This window comes from Bacillus bingmayongensis (genome assembly GCF_000299035.1).
Taxonomy (GTDB): Bacteria; Bacillota; Bacilli; order Bacillales; family Bacillaceae_G; genus Bacillus_A; species Bacillus_A bingmayongensis.
The window spans coordinates 319,932-342,590 of the sequence record NZ_JH921517.1; the positions used below are offsets into that span (position 1 = coordinate 319,932).

The window sequence follows — 22,659 nt, forward strand, 5'->3', positions numbered from 1 at the left end:
AAATGGTAGCAGTAATCATCAAAGGAAATGAAGTTGCGGAGAAAAAACGAGCACAATTAAAAGAAGAAGTTGTGAAGTTGAAAGAGCAAGGGATTGTACCAGGATTAGCAGTTATTTTAGTTGGAGAAGATCCAGCATCTCGTTCTTATGTAAAAGGAAAAGAAAAGGGCTGTGAACAAGTTGGAATTTATTCAGAGTTAATTGAGTTTCCAGATACAATTACAGAAGAGCGTTTGTTAGCTGAAATCGATCGCTTAAATGAGGATGACCGTATTAATGGAATATTAGTACAATTACCTTTACCGAAACATATTGAAGAGAAAGCTATTATTGAAAGAATTTCACCTGAAAAGGACGTAGATGGATTCCATCCAATCAGCGTTGGCCGTATGATGACGGGACAAGATACATTTCTTCCGTGTACACCGCATGGCATTGTGGAATTAGTAAAAGAAACAAATCTTGATATTTCAGGAAAACATGTTGTTGTAATTGGAAGAAGTAATATTGTTGGAAAACCAGTGGGACAGCTATTTTTAAATGAAAATGCGACTGTAACATACTGTCACTCCAAAACGAAAAATATAAAAGAATTATCAAAGTTAGCTGATATTTTAATTGTAGCAGTTGGAAGACCAAAAATGGTAACAGCTGACTATATAAAAGAAGGCGCAGTTGTAATTGATGTTGGTGTCAATCGTCTAGAGACAGGAAAACTATGCGGTGATGTTGACTTTGATAATGTACTAGATATCGCAGGTTATATTACACCAGTACCAAAAGGAGTCGGTCCAATGACAATTACAATGCTCCTTCATAATACAGTTGAATCTGCAAAACGTGCAGGGGTTGCTTGTAAATAATTTGAATCGGCTATGAGGAGAGAGAAATGGAAAAGCAATATTTAACCGTTACAGCATTAACACGCTATATCAAAACAAAAATAGAGTATGACCCGCATTTGCAGTCTGTTTGGTTAAAAGGAGAAATTTCAAACTTTAAATATCATAGCCGTGGCCATATGTATTTCACATTAAAGGATGAAAATGCAAGGATAGCAGCGGTTATGTTTGCGGGGCATAATCGTAATATAAAGTTTAGGCCAGAAGATGGAATGAAGGTGCTTGTAAAAGGGAAAATCTCTGTCTATGAAGCAAGTGGTTCATACCAAATTTATGTTCATGACATGCAGCCTGATGGAATTGGTAATCTTCACTTAGCTTATGAGCAATTAAAGGTTAGACTAGAGGAAGAAGGATTGTTTTCTCAAGTATATAAACAGCCAATTCCTGCATATGCAAAAACAATTGGTGTCATTACATCACCAACGGGAGCGGCGATTCGTGATATTATAACGACGATTAAACGCCGTTATCCAATTGGGAATGTTATTGTATTTCCGGTACTTGTACAAGGGGAGTCTGCGGCTCCCTCAATTGTACAAGCGATTCAAACAGCGAATGAGATGAAGGATATAGATGTATTAATTGTCGGTCGTGGGGGCGGTTCTATTGAAGAGCTATGGGCCTTTAATGAAGAAATGGTTGCGCGAGCGATTTTTGCAAGTGAAATCCCAATCATCTCAGCAGTTGGACATGAAACAGACTTTACAATTGCTGATTTTGTAGCAGATTTACGTGCACCAACTCCAACGGCAGCAGCAGAACTTGCAGCACCAAATATACTTGAATTACAGGAGAAAGTGTTACAACGAACCCTTCGTCTGCAAAGAGCAATGCGAGAGATGTTACATAAAAAGCAAGAACAATTGCAAACACTTCAAAAATCGTATGCGTTTCGTTATCCAAAGCAAGTGTATGAGCAAAAAGAAGAGCAGTTAGATCGTACTCTTGAACAGTTAGTTTTAGCGAAAGAGCGTTATATAGAAAAAAAGAAAAATCAGTTAAAACAGCTCTCATTTTATTTGGAGAAGCATCATCCCTCTCAAAAGATTTTGCAAACAAAGACAAGGGCAGAAACGTTGCAAAGGCAATTGCAACGTGAAATGCAAACATTACTGCAAACGAAAGAATTTTCGTTTATGAGGGTGGCTCAGAAACTAGAAGTATTAAGTCCACTTAAAGTAATGATGAGAGGATATGGGCTCGTATATAGAGAGAAGACGCAAGTGTTAAAAAGTGTAAAAGATGTCAGCCTTGGTGATGTTGTTTCAGTACAATTACAAGATGGAGTGTTAGATTGTAACGTATCGGGCATAGAGGAGCGTGAATTGGACAATGGAAAATAAATTAAGCTTTGAAGAAGCAATTTCTCAGCTTGAACATCTTGTTTCTAAGCTCGAACAAGGCGATGTTCCTTTAGAAGAGGCGATTTCATATTTTAAAGAGGGTATGGAATTATCTAAGTTATGTGATGAGAAATTGAAAGATGTACAAGAACAAATGGCAGTTATCCTTGGAGAAGATGGAGAACTTAGACCATTTACTGCTGTAGGAGATGAAGCATAGTGGCATATGTAGCTTTTGATGCTTTTGTGAAAGAGAGTAAAACTTTCGTCGAGGAGCAGCTTGTACGCTATGCAAATCAATTACAATGTTCAAATGTACTTCGTGAAGCGATGACATACTCATTGGAAGCGGGCGGAAAACGCCTCCGTCCGTTACTTTTATTTGCAACGTTGCAAGCGTTTGAAAAGGAAAGAGAACTAGGCATAGGAGCAGCTTGTGCTCTTGAAATGATTCATACGTATTCATTAATTCATGATGACTTACCATGTATGGATGACGATGATTTAAGACGAGGAAAACCAACAAACCATAAAGTATTTGGTGAAGCAATGGCCGTTTTAGCAGGAGATGGATTGTTAACATATGCTTTCCAAGTAGTGACAGCGTACGATCACCAAGACGTTTCTACAGAAACAAAGCTAAGACTTGCGCTTGAACTTGCAAAAGCAGCTGGACCAGAAGGAATGGTTGCTGGACAGGTAGCGGATATGGAAGCGGAAGGAAAGCAGCTAGGGGCTAGTGAATTAGAATATATTCATAAACATAAAACTGGACGCTTATTAGAATACGCCGTGCTTGCAGGAGCTATACTTGCAGGAGCAACGCTAGAGCAAGAGAAAAAACTACTTGCGTTTGCAAAATATATTGGGCTGGCTTTCCAGATTCGAGATGATATTTTAGATGTAGAAGGTACAGAAGAAGAAATTGGAAAACCAATTGGTAGTGATGCTTCCAATGAAAAAAGTACATATACGACGTTATTTACTACAGATGAGGCAAAATGTATCTTAGAAGAAACAATTGTCAAAGCGAAAGATGCGATAGCATCTTTACAATTACAAGATGAGTATTTATTATCAATTTGTGATTTAATCGCAAAGCGTAATAACTAATGTAAGAGCGTTTTCATTTGTTGAGTCATTTATCAATTTGTGATATAAATGTAGAAAAAGGTTTTTCTTTTATTGTTATTGGCAAAAATATATCTAGATTACGTTGCCGTTATCACTTTGTGTTAGCGGCTCTTTTTTCATCGGATAGAGAAGCTATGATTCACGTAGGCTTCTTACTTGAAAGGGATATTTCGTTTTCTAACAACATAGAGGAAGATGGCGAATTGTCTGTTTAAGCAGGATAGAATAAAGTGTAATGAGAAAGATATTGAAGAATTTCTTGTGTTGTACAAATATTTTTTATAGTATTTGACATGTTGACAGATTATGAAATGAAAGTGAGTGATCCATGTGGATCTAACGCAAATTCAAAACCCTAGTTTTTTGAAAGATATGTCTATCAGCGAACTAGAGGCATTGAGTGAGGATATTCGGAAGTTTTTAATTGAAGAGCTCTCTCAAACAGGTGGACATATTGCTCCTAACTTAGGCGTAGTAGAACTCACAATTGCTCTGCATAAATTATTTGATAGTCCAAAAGATAAATTTTTATGGGATGTAGGACATCAATCCTATGTGCATAAAATTTTAACAGGGCGTGCAAAAGAGTTTGGCACATTAAGACAATATAAAGGTCTATGTGGTTTCCCAAAACGTTGTGAGAGTGAGCATGATGTATGGGAAACAGGTCATAGTTCGACTTCATTATCTGCTGCAATGGGAATGGCTTTAGCACGCGATTTAAAGAAAACGAAAGAGTGCATTATACCAATTATTGGGGATGGCGCTTTGACTGGCGGAATGGCTTTAGAAGCGTTAAACCATATTGGCCATGAGAAAACAGATATGATTGTTATCTTAAATGATAATGAAATGTCGATTGCTCCGAATGTTGGAGCTCTTCATAACGTTCTTGGTCGCTTGCGTACTGCTGGAAAATACCAATGGGTGAAAGATGAACTGGAGTATTTACTCAAGAAAATCCCAGCAGTTGGTGGAAAAGTTGCAGCAACCGCAGAAAAAGTAAAAGATAGCTTAAAATATTTACTTGTATCAGGTGTCTTTTTTGAAGAATTAGGGTTTACATATTTAGGTCCTGTTGATGGGCATAGTTATGAAAATTTATTTGAAACGCTTCAATATGCAAAGAAAACAAAAGGCCCGGTACTGGTTCATGTGATTACGAAAAAAGGAAAAGGTTATAAACCAGCAGAGAGCGATGTGATTGGAACTTGGCATGGAACAGGACCATATAAAATCGAATCTGGTGATTTTGTGAAGCCGAAAGAAGTTGCACCGGCATGGAGTGCGGTTGTAAGTGAGACAGTTCGTAAGCTTGCAAGAACTGATGAGCGTATCGTTGCGATTACACCAGCAATGCCAGTTGGTTCTAAGCTTGAAAAGTTTCATCAAGAATTCCCAGATCGCATGATTGATGTGGGGATTGCTGAGCAACATGCAACGACGATGGCGGCTGGAATGGCAACGCAAGGGATGAAGCCGTTCTTAGCGATTTACTCAACATTTTTACAACGTGCATATGACCAAGTTGTTCATGATATATGCCGTCAAAATTTAAATGTCTTCATTGGAATTGACCGTGCTGGATTGGTTGGAGCAGATGGCGAAACGCATCAAGGTGTATTTGATATCGCATTTTTACGTCACTTGCCAAATATCGTCCTTATGATGCCGAAAGATGAAAATGAAGGTCAGCATTTAGTGTATACGGCGATGCAATATGAAGATGGTCCAATTGCTCTGCGTTATCCGCGTGGAAATGGACTTGGTGTTCAAATGGATGAAGAACTCAAAGCTATTCCAATTGGTACATGGGAAACCTTAAAAGAAGGTACGCAAGCTGCAATCTTAACGTTTGGTACAACGATTCCGATGGCAATAGAAGCGGCGGAGCGTCTCGAAAAGGCTGGAGTTTCAGTGAAAGTCGTGAATGCTCGTTTTATTAAGCCGATGGATGAAACATATTTACATGAACTCCTAGGCAAGAATATGCCGATTTTAACAATTGAAGAAGCTTGTTTAATCGGTGGGTTTGGTACAGGTGTAGTAGAATTTGCTACTGAGCATGGATATCACAGTACTTTAATTGAACGAATGGGAATTCCGGATCATTTCATTGAACACGGTAGTGTTACAAAGTTGTTAGAAGAAATTGGTTTAACGACAGAGGCTGTTGTGGACCGTATTCATACAATGATTCCATCAAAACAAAAAAGGGCGTAACAAATGAATGTAAAAAAAGAAAGAGTAGATGTACTATTAGTAGAACGAGGGCTTATAGAAACGCGTGAAAAGGCAAAACGCGCTGTTATGGCGGGGCTTGTATATGCAAATGAAATGAGACTCGATAAGCCAGGGGAAAAAATTCCACAAGATACACCGATTACGGTAAAAGGACAAGTTATGCCATATGTGAGCCGTGGCGGTTATAAGTTAGAGAAAGCATTAGAGACTTTTCACCTTGATTTACAAGATAAAATTATGTTAGACATTGGTTCATCAACTGGTGGTTTTACAGATTGCGCGCTGCAAAATGGTGCAAAGCTATCTTACGCTTTAGATGTAGGTTACAATCAACTTGCTTGGAAGCTTCGTCAAGATGAGCGTGTTGTTGTTATGGAACGAACGAATTTTCGTTATGTAACACCAGCTGATTTAGAGCGTGGCTTGCCGCAGTTTGCTAGCATTGATGTTTCGTTTATATCATTAAAATTAATTCTTCCGGTCTTAAAAACGATATTGACTCCAAATGGTGATGTTGCGGCTTTAATTAAACCACAATTTGAAGCCGGAAGAGAGCAGGTCGGGAAGAAGGGCATCGTTCGGGATCGTAAAGTTCATGAGGCTGTCGTAGAAATAATTGTTGATTTCGCAATACAAGAAGGATATGATGTTGAAAACTTAACATTCTCTCCAATTACAGGTGGAGACGGAAATATTGAGTTTTTAATTCATTTAAAATGGCATGGTGAGCGTGAGAGTGGTGAAAATCATTCCCTAGTTTCTGTAGAGCAAGTTGTAACAGAAGCTCATGAGGTCTTAAAGCAAAAAGGGAAAGGGGAATAACTGTTGTTGTTCCTCTTTTTGTTGGAATTGTATAATGATTGTAAAAACAATTATGTACAAGTAAACGATTATAAGTTAACATAAATAAGTGAAGTATACCAATGTTTAAACTATGGTAAGAGATAGTGTGAGGTGCAAATGTATGAATAAAGGTCAGCGCCATATTAAAATCAGAGAAATTATCGCGAATAAAGAAATTGAAACACAAGATGAACTAGTTGATATTTTACGTAATGAAGGTTTTAATGTAACGCAAGCAACTGTATCACGGGACATTAAAGAGTTGCACTTAGTAAAAGTGCCATTACATGATGGTCGCTATAAATATAGCTTACCAGCAGATCAACGATTTAACCCGTTGCAAAAATTAAAACGCAATCTAGTCGATTCGTTTGTAAAGTTAGACACAGCAGGACATATGCTTGTGTTAAAAACATTACCAGGTAACGCACACGCGCTGGGAGCACTTATTGATCATTTGGAATGGGATGAGATTATTGGAACCATTTGTGGTGATGATACTTGCTTAATCATTTGCCGTACGCCTGAAGATACAGGTTTTGTATCAGATCGTTTCTTAAATATGTTGTAACAAAAAGGATCTTGTTTACTTTTTTGCTAAAAGCAGAAAGTAAACAAGATATTTTTTATTATAGGAAAATAGATGAATGTAAAGTGAAATATAGTGTTTTTTAGAATCAAGTTAGGAAATCGATGGATTGACCCGTAAAACAAATGTTTGGTACAATGGAGCGGGCTAGAAGAGTAAATGCTACATACAATAACTACTTGAGTGAAAAGTGCTCAGCGAAAGCCCTTAGTAGGGGATTAGTTTATAACGAGGTGAATGGGGCATTGTTATCGGAATTATCGATTAGAAACTTTGCTATTATTGAGTCATTAAATATTTCTTTTCAAAAAGGTTTAACAGTTTTAAGTGGTGAAACAGGTGCCGGAAAATCAATTATTATTGATGCAATCAGCTTACTTGTTGGTGGCCGTGGTTCAGCAGAGTTTGTTAGATACGGAACAGAGAAAGCTGAAATTGAAGGTTTATTTTATATAGAGGATAGTAAACATCCATGTATTGCGAAGGCTGAAGAGCTGGACATTGAAATTGAAGATGGGATGATCATTTTAAAACGTGACATCGCTGCGAATGGAAAAAGTGTGTGCCGTGTAAATGGTAAGCTTGTCACATTGAGTATATTAAAAGAAATTGGAAAAACACTTGTCGATATTCATGGGCAACATGAAACCCAAGATTTGATGAATGAGGAACGCCATTTGTTTATGCTCGATCATTTCGATGGAGATCGTATCGTGAACCAATTAGAAATATATCAAGATGTATACGGTGAGTATGAGCAGTTAAAAAAGCAACTTAAATCTTTAACAGAGAATGAGCAACAGATGGCACATCGGTTAGATTTAATTCAATTCCAGCACGAAGAAATTCGGAAAGCAGATTTGAAAGCTGATGAAGAAAATGAATTGACGGAAGAGAGATTAAAAATCTCCAATTTCGAAAAAATTTATAAAGCGCTTGGTGATGCATACCGTTCATTAAGCGCAGATGGTAGTGGACTTGACCATGTACGAAATGCAATGGGACAAATGGAGAGCATTACGCACTTAGATGAGGCGTATCAAGAGAATCATGATTCGATTGCTAATAGCTACTACTTATTAGAAGAGGTTGCTTATCAGCTTCGGGAAAAGTTAGATATGATGGAATATGATCCGAACCGTTTAGACGAAATTGAAACGCGTTTAAATGAAATTCGTATGCTAAAGAGAAAATATGGAAATACTGTAGAAGAGATTTTAGCGTATGCTGATAAAATAGAGCAAGAAATTTTTACAATTGAAAATAAAGATGTGCATATTGAAACGACGAAAAAGAAATTAAAAGAATTAGAAAGCGTGATTTTGAAGGAAGCAAGGATATTGAGTAATATGCGTCATCAGCTGGCAGATCATCTTACGAATGCAATCCACCAAGAATTAAAAGAACTGTATATGGAAAAAACAAAATTTGAAGTGAGGATTGCGAAAAGAGAAGGAATTATTGATGATCCGCTTGTAGATGGGGCGCCAGTGAAACTTACGGCAGATGGATACGATCATGTGGGATTTTATATTTCAACAAATCCAGGTGAACCATTAAAACCACTTTCAAAAGTAGCTTCTGGTGGAGAATTATCCCGTATTATTTTAGCTCTGAAAAGTATTTTTTCTAAGCATCAAGGTGTTGCATCTGTTATTTTTGATGAAGTAGATACAGGAGTGAGTGGCCGAGTGGCACAAGCGATTGCGGAAAAAATTTATCGTGTATCTGTAAACTCGCAAGTACTTTGTATTACGCACTTACCTCAAGTAGCGTCGATGGCGGATTCGCATTTATTTATCCGTAAACAAGTTGCAAATGATCGGACGATTACATCAGTTACTGTATTAAGTACAGAGGATAAGGTAACGGAGATTGCTCGAATGATTTCTGGCGTGGAAATTACTGATTTAACGACGGAACATGCAAAAGAGTTACTTACGCAAGCACATCGTTTTAAACAGACAGCAGAGGCTATCCAATAATGGATAGCTTTTTTGCTCAAATGATGATTTCTTAATTCTTCCGGTTATAAACAAAGCGTTGCAAGGAGAGATTAAAAGATGAAGTCGTTAGGCTGAATGTGGGGTAGGAGCGAGGAGAGTGAACGAATTGAAATTAGAGCAATTCCGAAAAATAATAGGTCTTTGTCTCCTTGTTTCATTAATTTTTATCGGATGTTTTAAACCGCTTCGTACGTTTATTTCATCCCCAAAGCAACTCGTTATTTTTGAGGGACAACAATCAGAAATAGCATCATTTCCAGTTTTTCAGGCTTCATCGACAAATCATAATGTTTTTACAGTAAGTTCAAATACAGAACAGAAATCTGGACTTGTAGTAAATTCGCACCAAAATGGTGAAGCGGATATGGTTTTTCAACTTGCTGGCTTTCCGGTTAAAAAAGTAAATGTTAAAGTATTAAAAGATTTTAAAGTAATTCCAGGTGGGCAATCAATTGGAGTAAAATTGAATGCAAAAGGTGTACTTGTTGTTGGGCATCATTTAATTCGAACAGAGAGAGGGAAAGTATCACCTGGAGAAGTGGCTGGTGTACAAGTTGGGGATATGATTACTGAAATTAATGGAAAAACAATTGAGAGAATGAGCGATGTGGCCCCTTTCATTCATGATAGTGGAAAAACAGGTGAACCACTTAACCTTGTCTTATTACGAGATGGTAAGTATATTCGCACAAAACTAACACCAGAAAAAGATAATGGTGAGTCGTCTTATCGAATTGGTTTATATATTCGTGATTCAGCTGCTGGTATTGGAACGATGACTTTTGTTCATACGGATTCTATGAAATATGGAGCGCTTGGTCATGTTATTTCTGATAATGATACGAAAAAGCCAATTCAAGTGGAGGATGGACAGATAGTTCGTTCAACAGTTACTTCCATCGAACGCGGTAGTCATGGAAATCCAGGAGAGAAATTAGCAAGATTTTCACCGGATCGTGAAGTGATTGGTAATATTACAATAAATAGTCCGTTTGGTATTTTTGGCAAGTTAAGTACAGGTATAAAAAATGGCATAATGGATGAAGCAATGCCAATTGCGTTATCACATCAAGTGAAAGAAGGACCAGCGAAAATACTAACAGTTATCGATCAAGATAAAGTAGAGGCATTTGATATTGAAATCGTAAGCACGGTACCACAAAAGTTCCCAGCTACAAAAGGAATGGTTGTAAAAGTTACAGACAAACGCTTGTTGGCCAAAACGGGTGGTATTGTTCAAGGGATGAGTGGTAGTCCGATTGTTCAAAATGGAAAAATGATTGGTGCTGTTACACATGTATTTGTTAATGATCCAACTTCAGGGTATGGTGTCCATATTGAATGGATGCTACATGAAGCAGGAATTAATATTTATGAGCAAGAGAAAAAGGCAAGCTGACTAGCATCAGCTTGCTTTTTTGTTGAGAAATTCGTTGAAATTTTGTAAAAGCTCCGCAAGAGCTGTTTTTTGTTGTAAAATAAAAGAAATGAGTGAACGTTTCGTTGTAAACCTATGATGGAATGTGTAAAGAAAGAAAATAAATGAACGATAAACATATTTTTTTGTGATTTTATCGGAAATTAAGAAACTTTAAAAGGGAAATTTCACACAATTGTCGAACAATTCATGTAGTCTAGAAGCTTACACATGTCGGGAGAATCGATTCGGTAAGGGAGGAAAAGCTGTGGAGAAAATTAAAGTGTGTCTTGTGGATGATAATAAGGAACTAGTATCAATGCTAGAAAGTTATGTTGCTGCTCAAGACGATATGGAAGTGATTGGAATCGCTTATAATGGTCAGGAGTGTTTAAATTTACTGAAAGAAAAACAACCAGATGTACTCGTTTTAGATATTATTATGCCTCATTTAGATGGTCTAGCGGTACTAGAGAAAATGCGACATATTGAACGACTAAAGCAGCCCAATGTTATCATGTTAACAGCATTTGGACAAGAAGATGTAACGAAAAAAGCAGTTGATTTAGGTGCTTCTTATTTCATCTTAAAGCCATTTGATATGGAAAATTTAACGAGTCATATTCGTCAAGTGAGCGATAAAGCGAATACTACAATTAAACGTCCACTACCATCTTTTCGATCTGCAACAACAGTAGATGGAAAACCGAAGAATCTAGATGCGAGTATTACAAGCATTATTCACGAAATTGGTGTACCAGCTCATATTAAAGGATACATGTATTTGCGAGAGGCAATATCTATGGTATATAACGATATCGAGCTCCTTGGCTCTATTACAAAAGTTTTATACCCGGATATTGCGAAAAAATATAATACGACAGCAAGCCGTGTGGAACGTGCAATTCGTCATGCGATTGAAGTAGCGTGGAGTCGTGGGAATATTGATTCAATCTCGTCCTTATTTGGTTATACTGTATCGATGTCAAAGGCAAAACCTACGAACTCAGAATTCATTGCAATGGTTGCGGATAAGTTAAGGCTTGAACATAAGGCTTCGTAAACTTGTTTTGGCGCGGGTTTGAGCGGATTTTAACGTTAGAGATCGTTGAGCAATAAATATCTTTTCTGACCGATAAATAACACGGTCAAAAGGCGATAAACGCCGTCTTTCGGTAGTTTTTACAAACTATTGAGAGGCGGTGTTTTTTTGTTGTCCGAATTTAATTTTCAGATTGAAAACTTTATGTTGTATTGTACGTCGAAGAATTTGTCCGTCAAGACATTACGAAGTTATGAACAGACGTTAAAGTTATTTTCGGCGTATATGCAAAATGAATTTGATATAAATGAGGTCGATAAGGTTAAATCGGCCCATATACGTCATTATATTAAATATTTAAGAGAACGGGGGAAATATACAGTTACAGTTAACGACAAATCTGTGAATGTAAATTTTCCGCATAAACGTGAAGATTATAGCAAGCCCATCAGCTCGACAACGATTGCTAATTATATTCGAAATATAAAAGTGTTCTTTAATTATTTATACGAAGTAGAACGAGAAATACGCAAGAATCCAATCGAAGCAATAGAGAATATAAAACCAAGCCGTAAGAAGAAACCGTTATTATCGAAGGAAGAATTATTAAACGTAATCGGAACCTTTGATAATACGACTTTTCACGGATATAGAGATTGGTTAATAACGCGCTTAATACTGGACACTGGAATGAGAATAGGAGAATGTTTAGAGCTTACACCTGACAAATTAGATTTTAAAACAAAGTCTATTCTTATCGAAAATCCAAAGAATAGCCAACAACGTTATGTCTATTTCTCCTTCAAGATGTCGAGAGAATTAAAGAGTTGGCTACTATACAGGGATCGTTATTCAAATAGTGTCTACCTGTTCCCGACGATTAGAGGGACTAAATTAGAAATACGTAACTTTGAGAGATCGCTTAGAATGGCAGGTAAGAAGGTTGGGGTAGATATACACCCGCATCAATTAAGAAATAATTTTGCCAAGTATTATTTGCTAAATGGAGGAGATTTCGTGACCCTCTCTCGTATTCTCGGTCATTCAAGTGTGGAAGTAACACAAAAGGCATATTTAGACTTTACGGATGGTGAGGTAGGGCAGAAGTACCAACGTCACTCGCCGCTAAATCATTTAGATATATAAAAAGAAAAAAGTCCCCAGCGCCAACTGGAGACTCAAAATAATCGACTCAAAAACTAAATAACGGATATTCCGTGTACCTAGCACTTGTATTATACCATTTTTGAAAAATGGATAGCAAGGGGCTTAGTTAGCTATTGCCTTCTTACGAGCGTTAGTGCGGGATTTCCGAATGTGGGAACGACCTAACACCACGCTAAAAACTTGAACAGGTGAGCCTAGCCGATGTCGGAAAGTAAGGCGCTACACATTCAACGCATAACCCTTCCGTGCGTGTGTAGGCTAGGTGATTGCGACCATTAACGGCAAGGAGTGGACGTACGTTGTCATTACGGTGACAGGGTGTAGCGTCAGAATTAATGCATTGTGGGACGTACTGCGATGTAGAAAGGCGCTATAGACGAAAGTCTAAAGTCGGAAGGGGCGTACGCGGAAACCTCAGCCAACGACTGACGCTAGTTACAAAGACGCGCTTTACCTCTTCGCGCCTCGTTTATTTTTTAACGTGGCGCCTAGGGGTGAAGCCTGCCCATCGTTTCCTAGACCGTCCTCCTTCCGCTAGCAAAAAGCGTAAAGACAGTCAAGCTTAAATAAGTAGAAGAACGCTAAAATAATATGAAATTAACATAGAGGAGGTCGACAAATATGAGCGGTACAGTAAGTAAAGATAAAGCGACAGGTAAATGGATGTTTGTATTTAACATTCCGAGAGATCCAATGACTGGAAAGCGGAAGCAAGTCCGTCGAAGGGGATTTAAAACAAAGCGGGAAGCTCATGACGCTATGGTGAAGTTAAAGGCGGAAATGTTAGGCGGTGAGCATTCGGATTTATCGAAACTATCGTACAATACATATGTGGACGAGTGGATGAAAGAGCGTACCTTCCACTTACAGGAGACTACTTATGAAATACATAAAATGTACTTAGAAAACGTCATTAAACCGAGATTAGGACATTTTCAATTGAGGCAGATTGAACCGATACATATGCAAAAGTTTGTTAATGACTTAGCTATCGATGTAGGTTATGCTCCGGCTACCGTTCATATTATTTTCAGGATAGTGAGCGCCTCTTTACGAAAAGCTAAAATTTTAAAGCTTATTAACGAGAATCCTACGATAGGGATTACGTTGCCCAAGCTAAGAAAAACATCGGAAATAAACGTATGGACGTTAGAAGAAGTTAATTATTTTATCGATGAGTCTAAGAAAATCAAACGTCTCACTAGATGCTACATTGCTTTCGTAATGGCATTATTGACGGGGATGCGACAAGGGGAGATTATGGGACTTCGTTGGAAAGATATCGATTTCGAGAATCAAATTATATATGTTAGGCAAACGTTAACACAGACGGCCCGAATTAAGGAAGGTGCTAAGAATAACGCAAGCATACGTAATGTACATATTCCGTTTAAGTTGATAGAAGAGTTAAAGTTACATCAAAAACGAATAATTGAAGAGAAGAAATACTACCAAAGAGACTACTACGATCATGATTTAATAATTTGTACGCGAGATGGACGTCCGATGATTCCACGCAATCTACGTAAAGAGTTTTATCATTTGGCGGAGAAATTAGGGTTACCTAAGATACGCTTTCATGACCTACGTCATACACATGCGACTATGTTGATTCAGCAAAACGTGAATGTAAAGCTGATATCAGAACGGTTGGGACATACCGATATACAGACTACGTTGAATACATATAGCCATGTGCTTCCGAACATGCAGAAGGAAGTGGCAGATAAGTTGGATGAGATATTTGGAGAGTAGGTGATTGTATTGTTATAGAAATATAAATAAAGTATGCGAAATATTTAATATCCCAAATGTGAGTTTTACACTAGAATCTAGTATACTTAAAATAGTAAAAGGAGTGGTAATCATGGCTGAAATTTCCTGTCTATATAAACTCGCAGAATCCAACGAGTATCCTATGATATTTATTGGATCGGGCATATCAAAACGTTATCTTCAAAATTATCCTAGTTGGCTCGATTTATTAGAAGAGTTTTGGAATATCGTCGAACCAGAAGAAGGTTTTTTTGAGACTTTAAATAAAATAAACTATGAACTTAAACAAAAAAATAATTATGAAAATGAATGTGACTTAGAGTATGATACTAACATTGCTATAAGTACGCTTATAGAAGAAAAATATACAAAAAAATACTTTAACTCTGAAATAACTATTGAAGGATTTTCCGCAAAAGATGCGCATTTCACTAAAATTTCTCCTTTTAAAAAAGCTTTATCTAATAGATTTTCTGAATATGAAGTAAAGCCTGAAATGCAGGAAGAAATTGATTTATTTAGAGAGGTATTAAACAAATCACAAATAATATTAACAACTAACTACGATAAATTAATTGAAGATATATTTGTAGAAGGAGATGAAGCTTTAAACCCTCAGATATTTATTGGACAGAAAGGTCTATTTAAGCAAGCAACGGATTGGGGAGAGATTTTTAAAATACACGGTTGCGTAACTGATCCAGAATCTATAATCATATCAGAAGAAGATTATAAACAATTTGATAACAATTCTGTACTTATTAGCGCAAAAATAACTTCACTCTTACTGAATTCTCCAATTATATTTTTAGGATATTCTTTGACTGATAGAAACATAAGGAATATTATTAAAGATTTCTCAAATTCATTATCCGCCAGTGAAAAAGAGATTATGAAAGATAGGATTATCCTTGTTAATCGTAAAGAGGGAGAAAATAACCTAATAGAATATAAAACAACTGAAAACGGTTTAGATTGTACATATACAGTTATCCAAACCGATAACTACGCTTCAATTTATAGGGAGTTACTTAGTATAAATCAAGGAGTCTATCCTTCTGAAGTAAGAAAGTTCCAAAGCTTAATTAGAGAATTGATAGTCGATAGAGGTAAGAAGGGAAGTCTTAAATCGGTACTAATTTCGCCTCAACAAATAGAGGAGCTAGGCGATAGAGTTAATGACGAAAATTTAGTTGTTGCTTTAGGTGATTCCACATTAATATTTAAGTTACCTGATTTATCTACATACATGGAGGATTTCCTATTCAGTACTGGAAAAATCCATACGGATGTTGCTTTAAAATTTGCTACTACACAAGCTCCGAATGCTAGATTACCTATATTTAAATTTTTAAGAGGTGTGGAACTTGAACAAACTTCCTTAAATGGAGACCAAAAACAAAAAATACGTACAAGAATTCGAAACTACGGTGGTTTACAGGATTCTATTGATAAAATAAACACTTCTCATAAGAAAGCATTCGATTCTTTAAGTAAAATACAAGAACAATCTTTTTATGAGGCGAAAGAGATGGATGTAATCTCTTATAACATCGAAAGATTAAACATAGACGATGTTGAAACGTATATTATCAAGAAATTTAAGGAGTATAGTCAGCAAGAAAAAGTAAAGTATAGTACCGAATTTAGAAGACTTACAGCATTATTTGATATTAAGAAATATAAAGAGGAGACCTACTAAGAAAGGTCTCCTTCGTCATTAATTGCACGTCCACCTATAGATGAGTGGCTATGTAAATTCACTTATGATGTGTATGACAACCGAGAAACGATGAATGATAAAAAGAGCGCTATATTGAGTACTTCGATTTTCCAAATATGTTCATGATAGGTAAGTTCATTCCCCACGTTCTATAATATTGCCTTTATAATCATATGGATACGGTCTTTTAAAGACTTTTTGGTGCCAATAATCCGCATCTTCTCTAGCTTCTTCACACTCATCTTGAGTATAATGCTTGATATTATATGAGTATGTAATACTGCGAAAAGATTTGTTGCTAAACTGTATTTCACAATCTCTTAAAATATCTTTTTTCTTATAGTATTGTATTGATTGAAAATCTATATCGTAGTTTGTTGTATACCATATTTCGGTTCCTATTGCACCAATTATTAGAGTTAATATTATATATCTTTTTTTCATCAATAAACCGCCTTTTAGCATAGTAATTAACTAAACTATTATATCTGAAAGTAGAGATGTGTTAAATGATTTTTAGATTTCTTTTCTTCTCGTCCTTAATTAACTATAAAACAATTTTTTTCTATTCGTTTAAACATTTGTCTAAGTAGACAAAATCCAATAAAAATGAAGATTACGTAAATTTCAAGTTCATTAAATATAGCACCGTCGTTTCATTATCGTTACTATGTACTGAACAAAAGTTAACAACATGAGCAATTTTCACTGTTTCAATATTCGTTCCTCCCACGCACGGAAACCGTGCATCGTAACCCGCGTAATATCTAACGATGGGAAGTGGCGTTTTTCCTTCGTATATATAGAAGCAATTACATTATCGACTTCCCAATCGTTCCCATTTCGTCAGCTTTTCGCTCTTTACACACGCGCTCTACCGAAATTTCAATAAGGAACTATAATGCCAATAATCCGCGCTATATAAGGAAGAAATAGGTTATATCGAATATAGTACGGTATAGTAAATACTAGGAGAAGGGATCAGACGGACGTACATCCGATAATTTTTAACGTAAGTGTAAAGTGGCCTATTTCAACGCTATATATAGAAGGAATTGGTTACCGTAGTTTACGACGTTTTACATTTCGGAAGCCTCCGCCGTCTGATAGACAACCACTCGGAACTTTCGGAAGAGGCTTTATTTCGGTGCTTATATTAGAAGAAACTCGTTTTGTACCTTTCCGAAATTTTCCGATTTCACCAGCCTCACCCCTCCGACAGAGACGCCTTCGAAAACTTCAACCCTAGCGTCCGTTATCTACGTTCATAAAAGTATACCTTTACGAACCATTAATAATAGGCCGATTATTAAGTAAAATCACGTTCGTTTAATATAATAAATTTATTTATGAACGTTCGTTTTATTCATTGACTTTTGCGAACGGTTATTTTACAATCGAATCAAACTTAACGGAAAGGGAGTAAGGGGAATGGCGGAGAGTAGAAAGATTGGATACGTAAGGGTAAGCGCTAAGGATCAGAACGAGGGTAGACAGTTAGCAGCGTTAAAGGAGTTAGGTATTTCGGAGCGTGATATATACGTAGATAAGCAAAGCGGTAAGGACTTCGCTAGACCTGAATACCAGACGCTTAAACGTGTGTTACGTAAAGGGGATGTATTGCACATTCATTCACTGGATAGGCTAGGGCGTAATAAGGATGCTATATTAAAAGAATGGAACGAGATAACGCAAGAGATACAGGCGGATATTGTCGTAATAGATATGCCGTTATTAGATACAACCAAGTATAAGGACAGCGTCGGTACGTTTGTCGCTGATCTAGTGCTACAAATACTATCGTGGATAGCCGAAGAAGAACGTAAGAAAATACGCACTCGACAAGCCGAAGGAATCGCCAATGCACGTAAGCAAGGGAAAGAGTTAGGTAGACCGAAAGCAACGATTACAGATAAATTTATCGAAGAATATAAGCGATGGAAAGCAGGAGAAATAACGGCCGTAGCAGCGATGAAAGAGGCGGAATTAGGGAAAACAACGTTTTACAAGTTAGTAAAAGAATACGAAGCAAAATTATAGTCGGTAAAAATACCGGCTTCTTTTTTTACCCCCGGGCTATCAAAAATAAAAAAGTTTTGCCAGGTGCCTGCAAAATCCGCGAATCAAAAAAAACTTCGGGTCTAAATCACTAGATAACAGTCTACGTTTTACGATATATAAGTCGTTTTGAATGTATTTGTATTACTTCGAATATACATACTTGATTTCGCTGATAATTGTCTAGGAAAAACAACTATAAAATGCAAGATAATGGGGGAACCTAGTAATTTTCAAAAGAAATATGTGTTAGATTTCAGCTAGTGATGTGTATGTTTACACGAAATAATAAAGAAAAGCCGACTCCTTGTCAGGAATCTGCTTTAATAAATATCCTACTCTAGTTAGAATCACGGTTTCGCAAGTAATTTTCATACTCTGCTAACCATACTAACATCAAGTTTTTTAATTCAATAGTTTCAATTTCACAAGTATTCTCTTCATCATCAACATAACGATTTGTAATTTTTGTATAATCTGCTCGTATTTCTAAGTTACAACTATTTCCGTTTATCTCAAGAAAATCTAATTCCCCATTTAATACTTTATCTAAATATTGTATACCATGATTGCTATGAATATCATCTTCTAATAAATCTGCAACTAAAGAGATTTTTTCTGGTAATTCAATCATTAGGGTATTTAAGGGACCCTCATAAATTCTATATGTATATTTCATAAGCAAATATTGTCTCCTTTATAGACTAATAGAGTGGAAATGCTGAAATGATTCTTCCGTTTGAATCAATAAATAATCTAATCTTCATACCATTTGGAGCGGTACCGATATACCTATTCCCTCTTCCGGAGTAAACTTTATTATTATATGCTACTTCAATGGCTTTGAGGACCTCTGTTCTACCCCAATGATCTGGGAAAAATGTTGAAGGTAACGTTTTAGGTACACCATTTACTGAAACTTCAGCTTCGTATACGCCATAACGGTTTGGTGGTCTTGTAACTCTTAGAATTTCTCCTTCGCCCATCATACTAACATGATGATAACCACCAGCGTCCCCTTCTCTATTTAAATTCCCATGGAAGATATGTTCAACGGTGCGATTGTTTTTATAAATAGAATTAGGGTGAGATTTATACGGATTAAAGAATAATAAAGTATCTTTAGCTTGTCTAAAATCAGGCGTATCAAGTCCAGATCGTATACCACCTGCACCAGCAATAGCAAACTCTTTGTGATTACGATTAAATAAAGATGCTGCGTATTCAAAGCCCTGTTTTGTAGATTGCGAAATCTCAACCAATTTAGTGCCAGGTTTCAACATTGCAATCTTATCTACGCCTTTTGTTCCTAAGAATAGTTGTCCAACAGCAAGCGTAGTATGAACACCTGCACTTCCGAACCATTCAGCTCGACTATTCCAGTCCCCGTTTACAACATTGGTATTCCAAGAATCAGAAATTGTTTTTGTTATCGCATTGAATGTCTCGACTGGGTGAGAAGCGGCTTCAATCGTGTTATTAATTGTGTCTATTGGATGGATAACTGCATCCGCAAGTCCTACTAATTCATCAGAAAGAGCCTCTTTGCCTCCTTTGATAAAATGAGAGGTGGCACCTAATCCGACCTTTTCATATGAAGACTCGACTTCATCATCAAGGGCACCTTTTATTTTATTGTAGCCTTCATAAGCTGCTTCTGCACCATGTTTAAGCTTATTATATAAAGACTCATCAGCGTTCTTTATTTTACTAACATCTTCATAAGTTTCCTCGAGACCGTGCTTTAATTTATCCGAGAAAGATTCATCTTTCTTACTATCTTTTTTCTCACTATTTAATGGACCACACATGGCTCCTTCTTCAATATTATCATCGGAAGTCTTTCCGTCAACTAGATTTCCATCATATGAACCATCTGCATTACGAAATTTCTCAGCGATTTGTTTTAAATCTTCTTCCACCTTTGCGATTGCATATGTAGCCGTAAATGCCATTGGCTTAGCTTCGTTGAAATCTTGATAGAATTTCTGCATAGACACGCCTGCCCATTGATAAGCTAAATGTTCAATTTGATTGTATAGATCTTTATGTATCGATTCTAGCACATATTTCGTATCATTTGCCCGTTTTGCGACTTCTTCTAGCATTTCAGGCGTTACTTTAATCTGAACCATATATTTCCTCCTTTCCCCGATTAAAATTATGAACCGAGAGGATAAATATGTAAATACCTAAATGAGGAAAAATCAATATATTCGCTATGTTTTCTACGTAATAGCTCTTTCCTATGTATTTACACCACTCCGCATACATACCGCTAAATTCCTAGACTATTCTCTCGTTATTTGACCGTAGAATTTACGTTAGCGCTTCGGAAAGGTATCCTTTAGACCATATGTTTCTTCATATGACCAAATCGATACCTATTCGAATATATGTTGTCAAAATGAGACCTATAAGATAACGAGAAAAAGCCGGCCCGTAAGGACCAGCTTAATCTGTTTACATACTTAAATATCGGATAATTTCAAGTAAGGAGCCACCTGCGATAACAGAGATGATCTTATTGAAATCACAATGAAAATCAAACTCTAAGTTATTCGTACTCTTTGAAAATCTAAATTTAAGCATGTTACCACCTGCCTTTCGACAGGCGGCATGGTGTGTAGATACAGGCATGTCGCCCTCTCTTCCCACTATTTCCTAATTAATATTTTAACAGTGAAGTAAATAAAGTGCAAATTCCATATTAGGAAAATATACTTAATTCATCACAAATATAAAGAACGCTATTATTTATGAGCGCTTTGATCATCCTCTACAATCAACAGTAATTCATTCATATCGGTAATATTTAATTTATCTGCGATCTTCTCTAGCGCTTCTTTCGGATATCTTTTCATTTTTCCGCTCGCTAGTTCACTTATTGTTCGTGTAGATAATCCATTATCGTCATCGATTAAATCTTTCTGATCCATACCACGAGATTTTAATATGTCACGCAGCTTAACTTCTATTCTTTTTGCCACTATGTATCACCCCTTGTCTATATTATATAGTCTAAAAAGAATTACGTAAAATGTAATTTTAGGGTTGACAGTTACGGTAAACGTAATTTATGATATAGACATCGGTTACGGTAAACGTAATCAAGAGAGGGGAAATGAGAAAATGAATCTAAAAAACATTGAGGAAGTAAATGTAAACATCGTAATAGAAAATGGTGACGGATCGCAAGTGAAATTCGCTGAGAAGGCTTTTAAAATCACGGATAAACATGTACTAACGGTATATGAAGACGGAATTTCAATCGAAGAATTCACTTACGGCAACAATGACGAAATTATTCTTGGCGATACGGTACTAGACTTAAACGGGAGTTTAGATGAAACGTTAGTGGATATTACTCAAATTGGAAATATAAGCGCGTTGGATTTCTTATTAACACTTGCATCGATTAAAAAGGATACCCACTGAGGAGGAGTGAAACTATGTTCGCAAAACTAAATGATTACTTTGGGTTAGAAACTTTATCTGATCGTATTTGGTATTGGGGATTTTTTGGCGTAGGTGGCACGTTGTTTTTAATTGATATGGCGATTGCGTACGTATTATAAACTTCGAAAGGTGCGCTATGAGGTTTGTGTGCGATAGGTAGGCATGCAAACAAATAGCCTAAGCGATGATACAAGGTAGTATGGAGGCGTTTGGCCACGGTTGTGTATTACCTTGGGACAGTTCATCGACCTATTAAATTAACAAAGGGGGAAACGAAGTATGGAATTAAAAGCGGGAGATGTATTCCGAATGGAACGGAGATATCCAATTGACGATACCTATCAATCTTACATGTTAGAAGGCTTAATGCTGAACGACGAGTTGTTTCTAACAGCAAATGATGAACATTTAGGGGTCTATGATTTGCAAACGTTCTTGGAAACGAAGGATTTAAGTAGGAATTTTCTACCGATGCATATTTATAGTAAGCGACCGTTATCTATTACGGATATCAGTCAGTTTAAAAACAAAAGTATAATCGATTTAATTTTATATTACGTAAAAGCAGAATAACTTAACGGTAAAAGCATCGTACGGCAAACGGTGCTTTTCGTTTTACTTTTAGTAAAAGTTAAAAAAAGAAAGAATTTGTACATATATCTTGTGGCTTGTTTTGAAACGTAATACAATATGTAGTAGAAATACCTATATATTGTGTATCTGTTTTGTATTCCTTCTATATGTTGGGTTTAGGGTCGTTTTGTGCGGTCCTTTTCTTTTTTTGTGAAGGTGTAAAAAGTTCTAAAAAAGATGCGCAGGGTTCCAAGGAGACGCGTCATACATTATGTAGCCCTATGCCCTTTTGGTAATAATTTGAGGTTAAAATTTGCAGCATCTACTTTTGAGTAAGTTGATTAAATCTGCACGGAGTATAACAAAAGTGTATAAATTTA

At 36.5% G+C, this 22,659-nt stretch carries 23 protein-coding genes; 18 read left to right on the forward strand and 5 right to left on the reverse strand.

Annotated elements, in window-relative coordinates:
* The first annotated feature begins 2 nt into the window (after positions 1-2).
* The 14 genes from folD (at position 3) to Y7E_RS0108775 (ending at position 16,168) form a co-directional block, all read left to right on the forward strand.
* The gene (gene folD / locus Y7E_RS0108715; RefSeq protein ID WP_017150887.1) at positions 3-863 is read left to right on the forward strand and encodes a bifunctional methylenetetrahydrofolate dehydrogenase/methenyltetrahydrofolate cyclohydrolase FolD; all 861 of its coding nucleotides are present in this window, start codon (positions 3-5) and stop codon (positions 861-863) included.
* A 26-nt stretch (positions 864-889) separates the two neighbouring features.
* Positions 890-2,248: an exodeoxyribonuclease VII large subunit gene (gene xseA, locus Y7E_RS0108720; protein ID WP_017150888.1), complete on the forward strand. Its 1,359-nt coding sequence runs from the start codon at positions 890-892 to the stop codon at positions 2,246-2,248.
* Positions 2,238-2,468 (forward strand): exodeoxyribonuclease VII small subunit, encoded by a 231-nt coding sequence (gene xseB / locus Y7E_RS0108725; RefSeq protein WP_017150889.1) that lies wholly within the window; start codon positions 2,238-2,240, stop codon positions 2,466-2,468. Before xseA ends, xseB begins: the two co-directional genes overlap by 11 nt.
* Positions 2,468-3,361, forward strand: coding sequence for a polyprenyl synthetase family protein (locus Y7E_RS0108730; protein ID WP_017150890.1), 894 nt, complete (start codon positions 2,468-2,470; stop codon positions 3,359-3,361). The genes xseB and Y7E_RS0108730 overlap by 1 nt, the downstream gene beginning before the upstream one ends.
* Before the next feature lie 17 nt (positions 3,362-3,378).
* The gene (locus Y7E_RS33600; protein ID WP_081584580.1) at positions 3,379-3,597 is read left to right on the forward strand and encodes a hypothetical protein; all 219 of its coding nucleotides are present in this window, start codon (positions 3,379-3,381) and stop codon (positions 3,595-3,597) included.
* 115 nt (positions 3,598-3,712) lie between these two features.
* The gene (dxs, locus tag Y7E_RS0108735) at positions 3,713-5,605 is read left to right on the forward strand and encodes a 1-deoxy-D-xylulose-5-phosphate synthase (protein WP_017150891.1); all 1,893 of its coding nucleotides are present in this window, start codon (positions 3,713-3,715) and stop codon (positions 5,603-5,605) included.
* 3 nt (positions 5,606-5,608) lie between these two features.
* Positions 5,609-6,448 carry a TlyA family RNA methyltransferase gene (locus Y7E_RS0108740; protein ID WP_017150892.1) on the forward strand — a complete coding sequence of 280 codons (840 nt, stop codon included), beginning with the start codon at positions 5,609-5,611 and terminating at the stop codon, positions 6,446-6,448.
* A 142-nt stretch (positions 6,449-6,590) separates the two neighbouring features.
* Positions 6,591-7,040 carry an arginine repressor ArgR gene (gene argR, locus Y7E_RS0108745; protein WP_017150893.1) on the forward strand — a complete coding sequence of 150 codons (450 nt, stop codon included), beginning with the start codon at positions 6,591-6,593 and terminating at the stop codon, positions 7,038-7,040.
* 263 nt (positions 7,041-7,303) lie between these two features.
* Complete coding sequence (recN, locus tag Y7E_RS0108750) at positions 7,304-9,043, forward strand: DNA repair protein RecN (protein WP_017150894.1); 1,740 nt, start codon at positions 7,304-7,306, stop codon at positions 9,041-9,043.
* 118 nt (positions 9,044-9,161) lie between these two features.
* Complete coding sequence (gene spoIVB, locus Y7E_RS0108755) at positions 9,162-10,463, forward strand: SpoIVB peptidase (RefSeq protein ID WP_017150895.1); 1,302 nt, start codon at positions 9,162-9,164, stop codon at positions 10,461-10,463.
* A gap of 286 nt (positions 10,464-10,749) precedes the next feature.
* Positions 10,750-11,544, forward strand: a complete 795-nt coding sequence (spo0A, locus tag Y7E_RS0108760) for a sporulation transcription factor Spo0A (protein WP_017150896.1) — start codon at positions 10,750-10,752, stop codon at positions 11,542-11,544.
* A 150-nt stretch (positions 11,545-11,694) separates the two neighbouring features.
* On the forward strand, positions 11,695-12,669 hold the full coding sequence (locus Y7E_RS0108765; RefSeq protein WP_026049150.1) for a tyrosine-type recombinase/integrase: 975 nt from the start codon (positions 11,695-11,697) through the stop codon (positions 12,667-12,669).
* 642 nt (positions 12,670-13,311) lie between these two features.
* Positions 13,312-14,445, forward strand: a complete 1,134-nt coding sequence (locus tag Y7E_RS0108770; protein ID WP_017150898.1) for a site-specific integrase — start codon at positions 13,312-13,314, stop codon at positions 14,443-14,445.
* A 112-nt stretch (positions 14,446-14,557) separates the two neighbouring features.
* Complete coding sequence (locus tag Y7E_RS0108775) at positions 14,558-16,168, forward strand: SIR2 family protein (RefSeq protein ID WP_017150899.1); 1,611 nt, start codon at positions 14,558-14,560, stop codon at positions 16,166-16,168.
* A 156-nt stretch (positions 16,169-16,324) separates the two neighbouring features.
* On the opposite strand, the gene Y7E_RS0108780 is transcribed toward Y7E_RS0108775, so the two are convergent.
* The gene (locus Y7E_RS0108780; RefSeq protein WP_017150900.1) at positions 16,325-16,633 is read right to left on the reverse strand and encodes a hypothetical protein; all 309 of its coding nucleotides are present in this window, start codon (positions 16,631-16,633) and stop codon (positions 16,325-16,327) included.
* A 987-nt stretch (positions 16,634-17,620) separates the two neighbouring features.
* Between Y7E_RS0108780 and Y7E_RS0108785 the strand changes: the two genes are divergently transcribed.
* Positions 17,621-18,229, forward strand: coding sequence for a recombinase family protein (locus tag Y7E_RS0108785; RefSeq protein WP_017150901.1), 609 nt, complete (start codon positions 17,621-17,623; stop codon positions 18,227-18,229).
* 358 nt (positions 18,230-18,587) lie between these two features.
* Here the strand turns inward: Y7E_RS0108785 and Y7E_RS0108790 are convergent, their stop codons facing one another.
* The 4 genes from Y7E_RS0108790 to Y7E_RS0108805 form a co-directional block, all read right to left on the reverse strand.
* Positions 18,588-18,926 carry a hypothetical protein gene (locus Y7E_RS0108790; RefSeq protein ID WP_017150902.1) on the reverse strand — a complete coding sequence of 113 codons (339 nt, stop codon included), beginning with the start codon at positions 18,924-18,926 and terminating at the stop codon, positions 18,588-18,590.
* Between the two features lie 25 nt (positions 18,927-18,951).
* Complete coding sequence (locus Y7E_RS0108795) at positions 18,952-20,382, reverse strand: WXG100 family type VII secretion target (protein ID WP_017150903.1); 1,431 nt, start codon at positions 20,380-20,382, stop codon at positions 18,952-18,954.
* Positions 20,383-20,710: 328 nt separating this feature from the next.
* On the reverse strand, positions 20,711-20,839 hold the full coding sequence (locus Y7E_RS34730; protein ID WP_272942944.1) for a hypothetical protein: 129 nt from the start codon (positions 20,837-20,839) through the stop codon (positions 20,711-20,713).
* Between the two features lie 161 nt (positions 20,840-21,000).
* Positions 21,001-21,237, reverse strand: coding sequence for a helix-turn-helix domain-containing protein (locus Y7E_RS0108805; RefSeq protein ID WP_017150905.1), 237 nt, complete (start codon positions 21,235-21,237; stop codon positions 21,001-21,003).
* 142 nt (positions 21,238-21,379) lie between these two features.
* On the opposite strand from Y7E_RS0108805, the gene Y7E_RS0108810 reads away from it, so the two are divergent.
* From Y7E_RS0108810 to Y7E_RS0108820, 3 genes are all read left to right on the forward strand, one after another.
* On the forward strand, positions 21,380-21,685 hold the full coding sequence (locus Y7E_RS0108810; RefSeq protein ID WP_017150906.1) for a hypothetical protein: 306 nt from the start codon (positions 21,380-21,382) through the stop codon (positions 21,683-21,685).
* 14 nt (positions 21,686-21,699) lie between these two features.
* Positions 21,700-21,825 carry a DUF3961 domain-containing protein gene (locus tag Y7E_RS33185; RefSeq protein WP_017150907.1) on the forward strand — a complete coding sequence of 42 codons (126 nt, stop codon included), beginning with the start codon at positions 21,700-21,702 and terminating at the stop codon, positions 21,823-21,825.
* Positions 21,826-21,985: 160 nt separating this feature from the next.
* The gene (locus tag Y7E_RS0108820) at positions 21,986-22,279 is read left to right on the forward strand and encodes a hypothetical protein (protein ID WP_017150908.1); all 294 of its coding nucleotides are present in this window, start codon (positions 21,986-21,988) and stop codon (positions 22,277-22,279) included.
* Positions 22,280-22,659 lie beyond the last annotated feature (380 nt).

Bases quoted from the DNA above. Each gene is read 5' to 3' on its own strand.
- folD (WP_017150887.1), top strand. From the start codon at position 3: ATGGTAGCAGTAATCATCAAAGGAAATGAAGTTGCGGAGAAAAAACGA.
- xseA (WP_017150888.1), top strand. From the start codon at position 890: ATGGAAAAGCAATATTTAACCGTTACAGCATTAACACGCTATATCAAA.
- xseB (WP_017150889.1), top strand. From the start codon at position 2,238: ATGGAAAATAAATTAAGCTTTGAAGAAGCAATTTCTCAGCTTGAACAT.
- Y7E_RS0108740 (WP_017150892.1), top strand. From the start codon at position 5,609: ATGAATGTAAAAAAAGAAAGAGTAGATGTACTATTAGTAGAACGAGGG.
- argR (WP_017150893.1), top strand. From the start codon at position 6,591: ATGAATAAAGGTCAGCGCCATATTAAAATCAGAGAAATTATCGCGAAT.
- Y7E_RS0108770 (WP_017150898.1), top strand. From the start codon at position 13,312: ATGAGCGGTACAGTAAGTAAAGATAAAGCGACAGGTAAATGGATGTTT.
- Y7E_RS0108775 (WP_017150899.1), top strand. From the start codon at position 14,558: ATGGCTGAAATTTCCTGTCTATATAAACTCGCAGAATCCAACGAGTAT.
- Y7E_RS0108780 (WP_017150900.1), bottom strand. From the start codon at position 16,633: ATGAAAAAAAGATATATAATATTAACTCTAATAATTGGTGCAATAGGA.
- Y7E_RS0108785 (WP_017150901.1), top strand. From the start codon at position 17,621: ATGGCGGAGAGTAGAAAGATTGGATACGTAAGGGTAAGCGCTAAGGAT.
- Y7E_RS0108790 (WP_017150902.1), bottom strand. From the start codon at position 18,926: ATGAAATATACATATAGAATTTATGAGGGTCCCTTAAATACCCTAATG.
- Y7E_RS0108795 (WP_017150903.1), bottom strand. From the start codon at position 20,382: ATGGTTCAGATTAAAGTAACGCCTGAAATGCTAGAAGAAGTCGCAAAA.
- Y7E_RS34730 (WP_272942944.1), bottom strand. From the start codon at position 20,839: ATGCTTAAATTTAGATTTTCAAAGAGTACGAATAACTTAGAGTTTGAT.
- Y7E_RS0108810 (WP_017150906.1), top strand. From the start codon at position 21,380: ATGAATCTAAAAAACATTGAGGAAGTAAATGTAAACATCGTAATAGAA.
- Y7E_RS33185 (WP_017150907.1), top strand. From the start codon at position 21,700: ATGTTCGCAAAACTAAATGATTACTTTGGGTTAGAAACTTTATCTGAT.
- Y7E_RS0108820 (WP_017150908.1), top strand. From the start codon at position 21,986: ATGGAATTAAAAGCGGGAGATGTATTCCGAATGGAACGGAGATATCCA.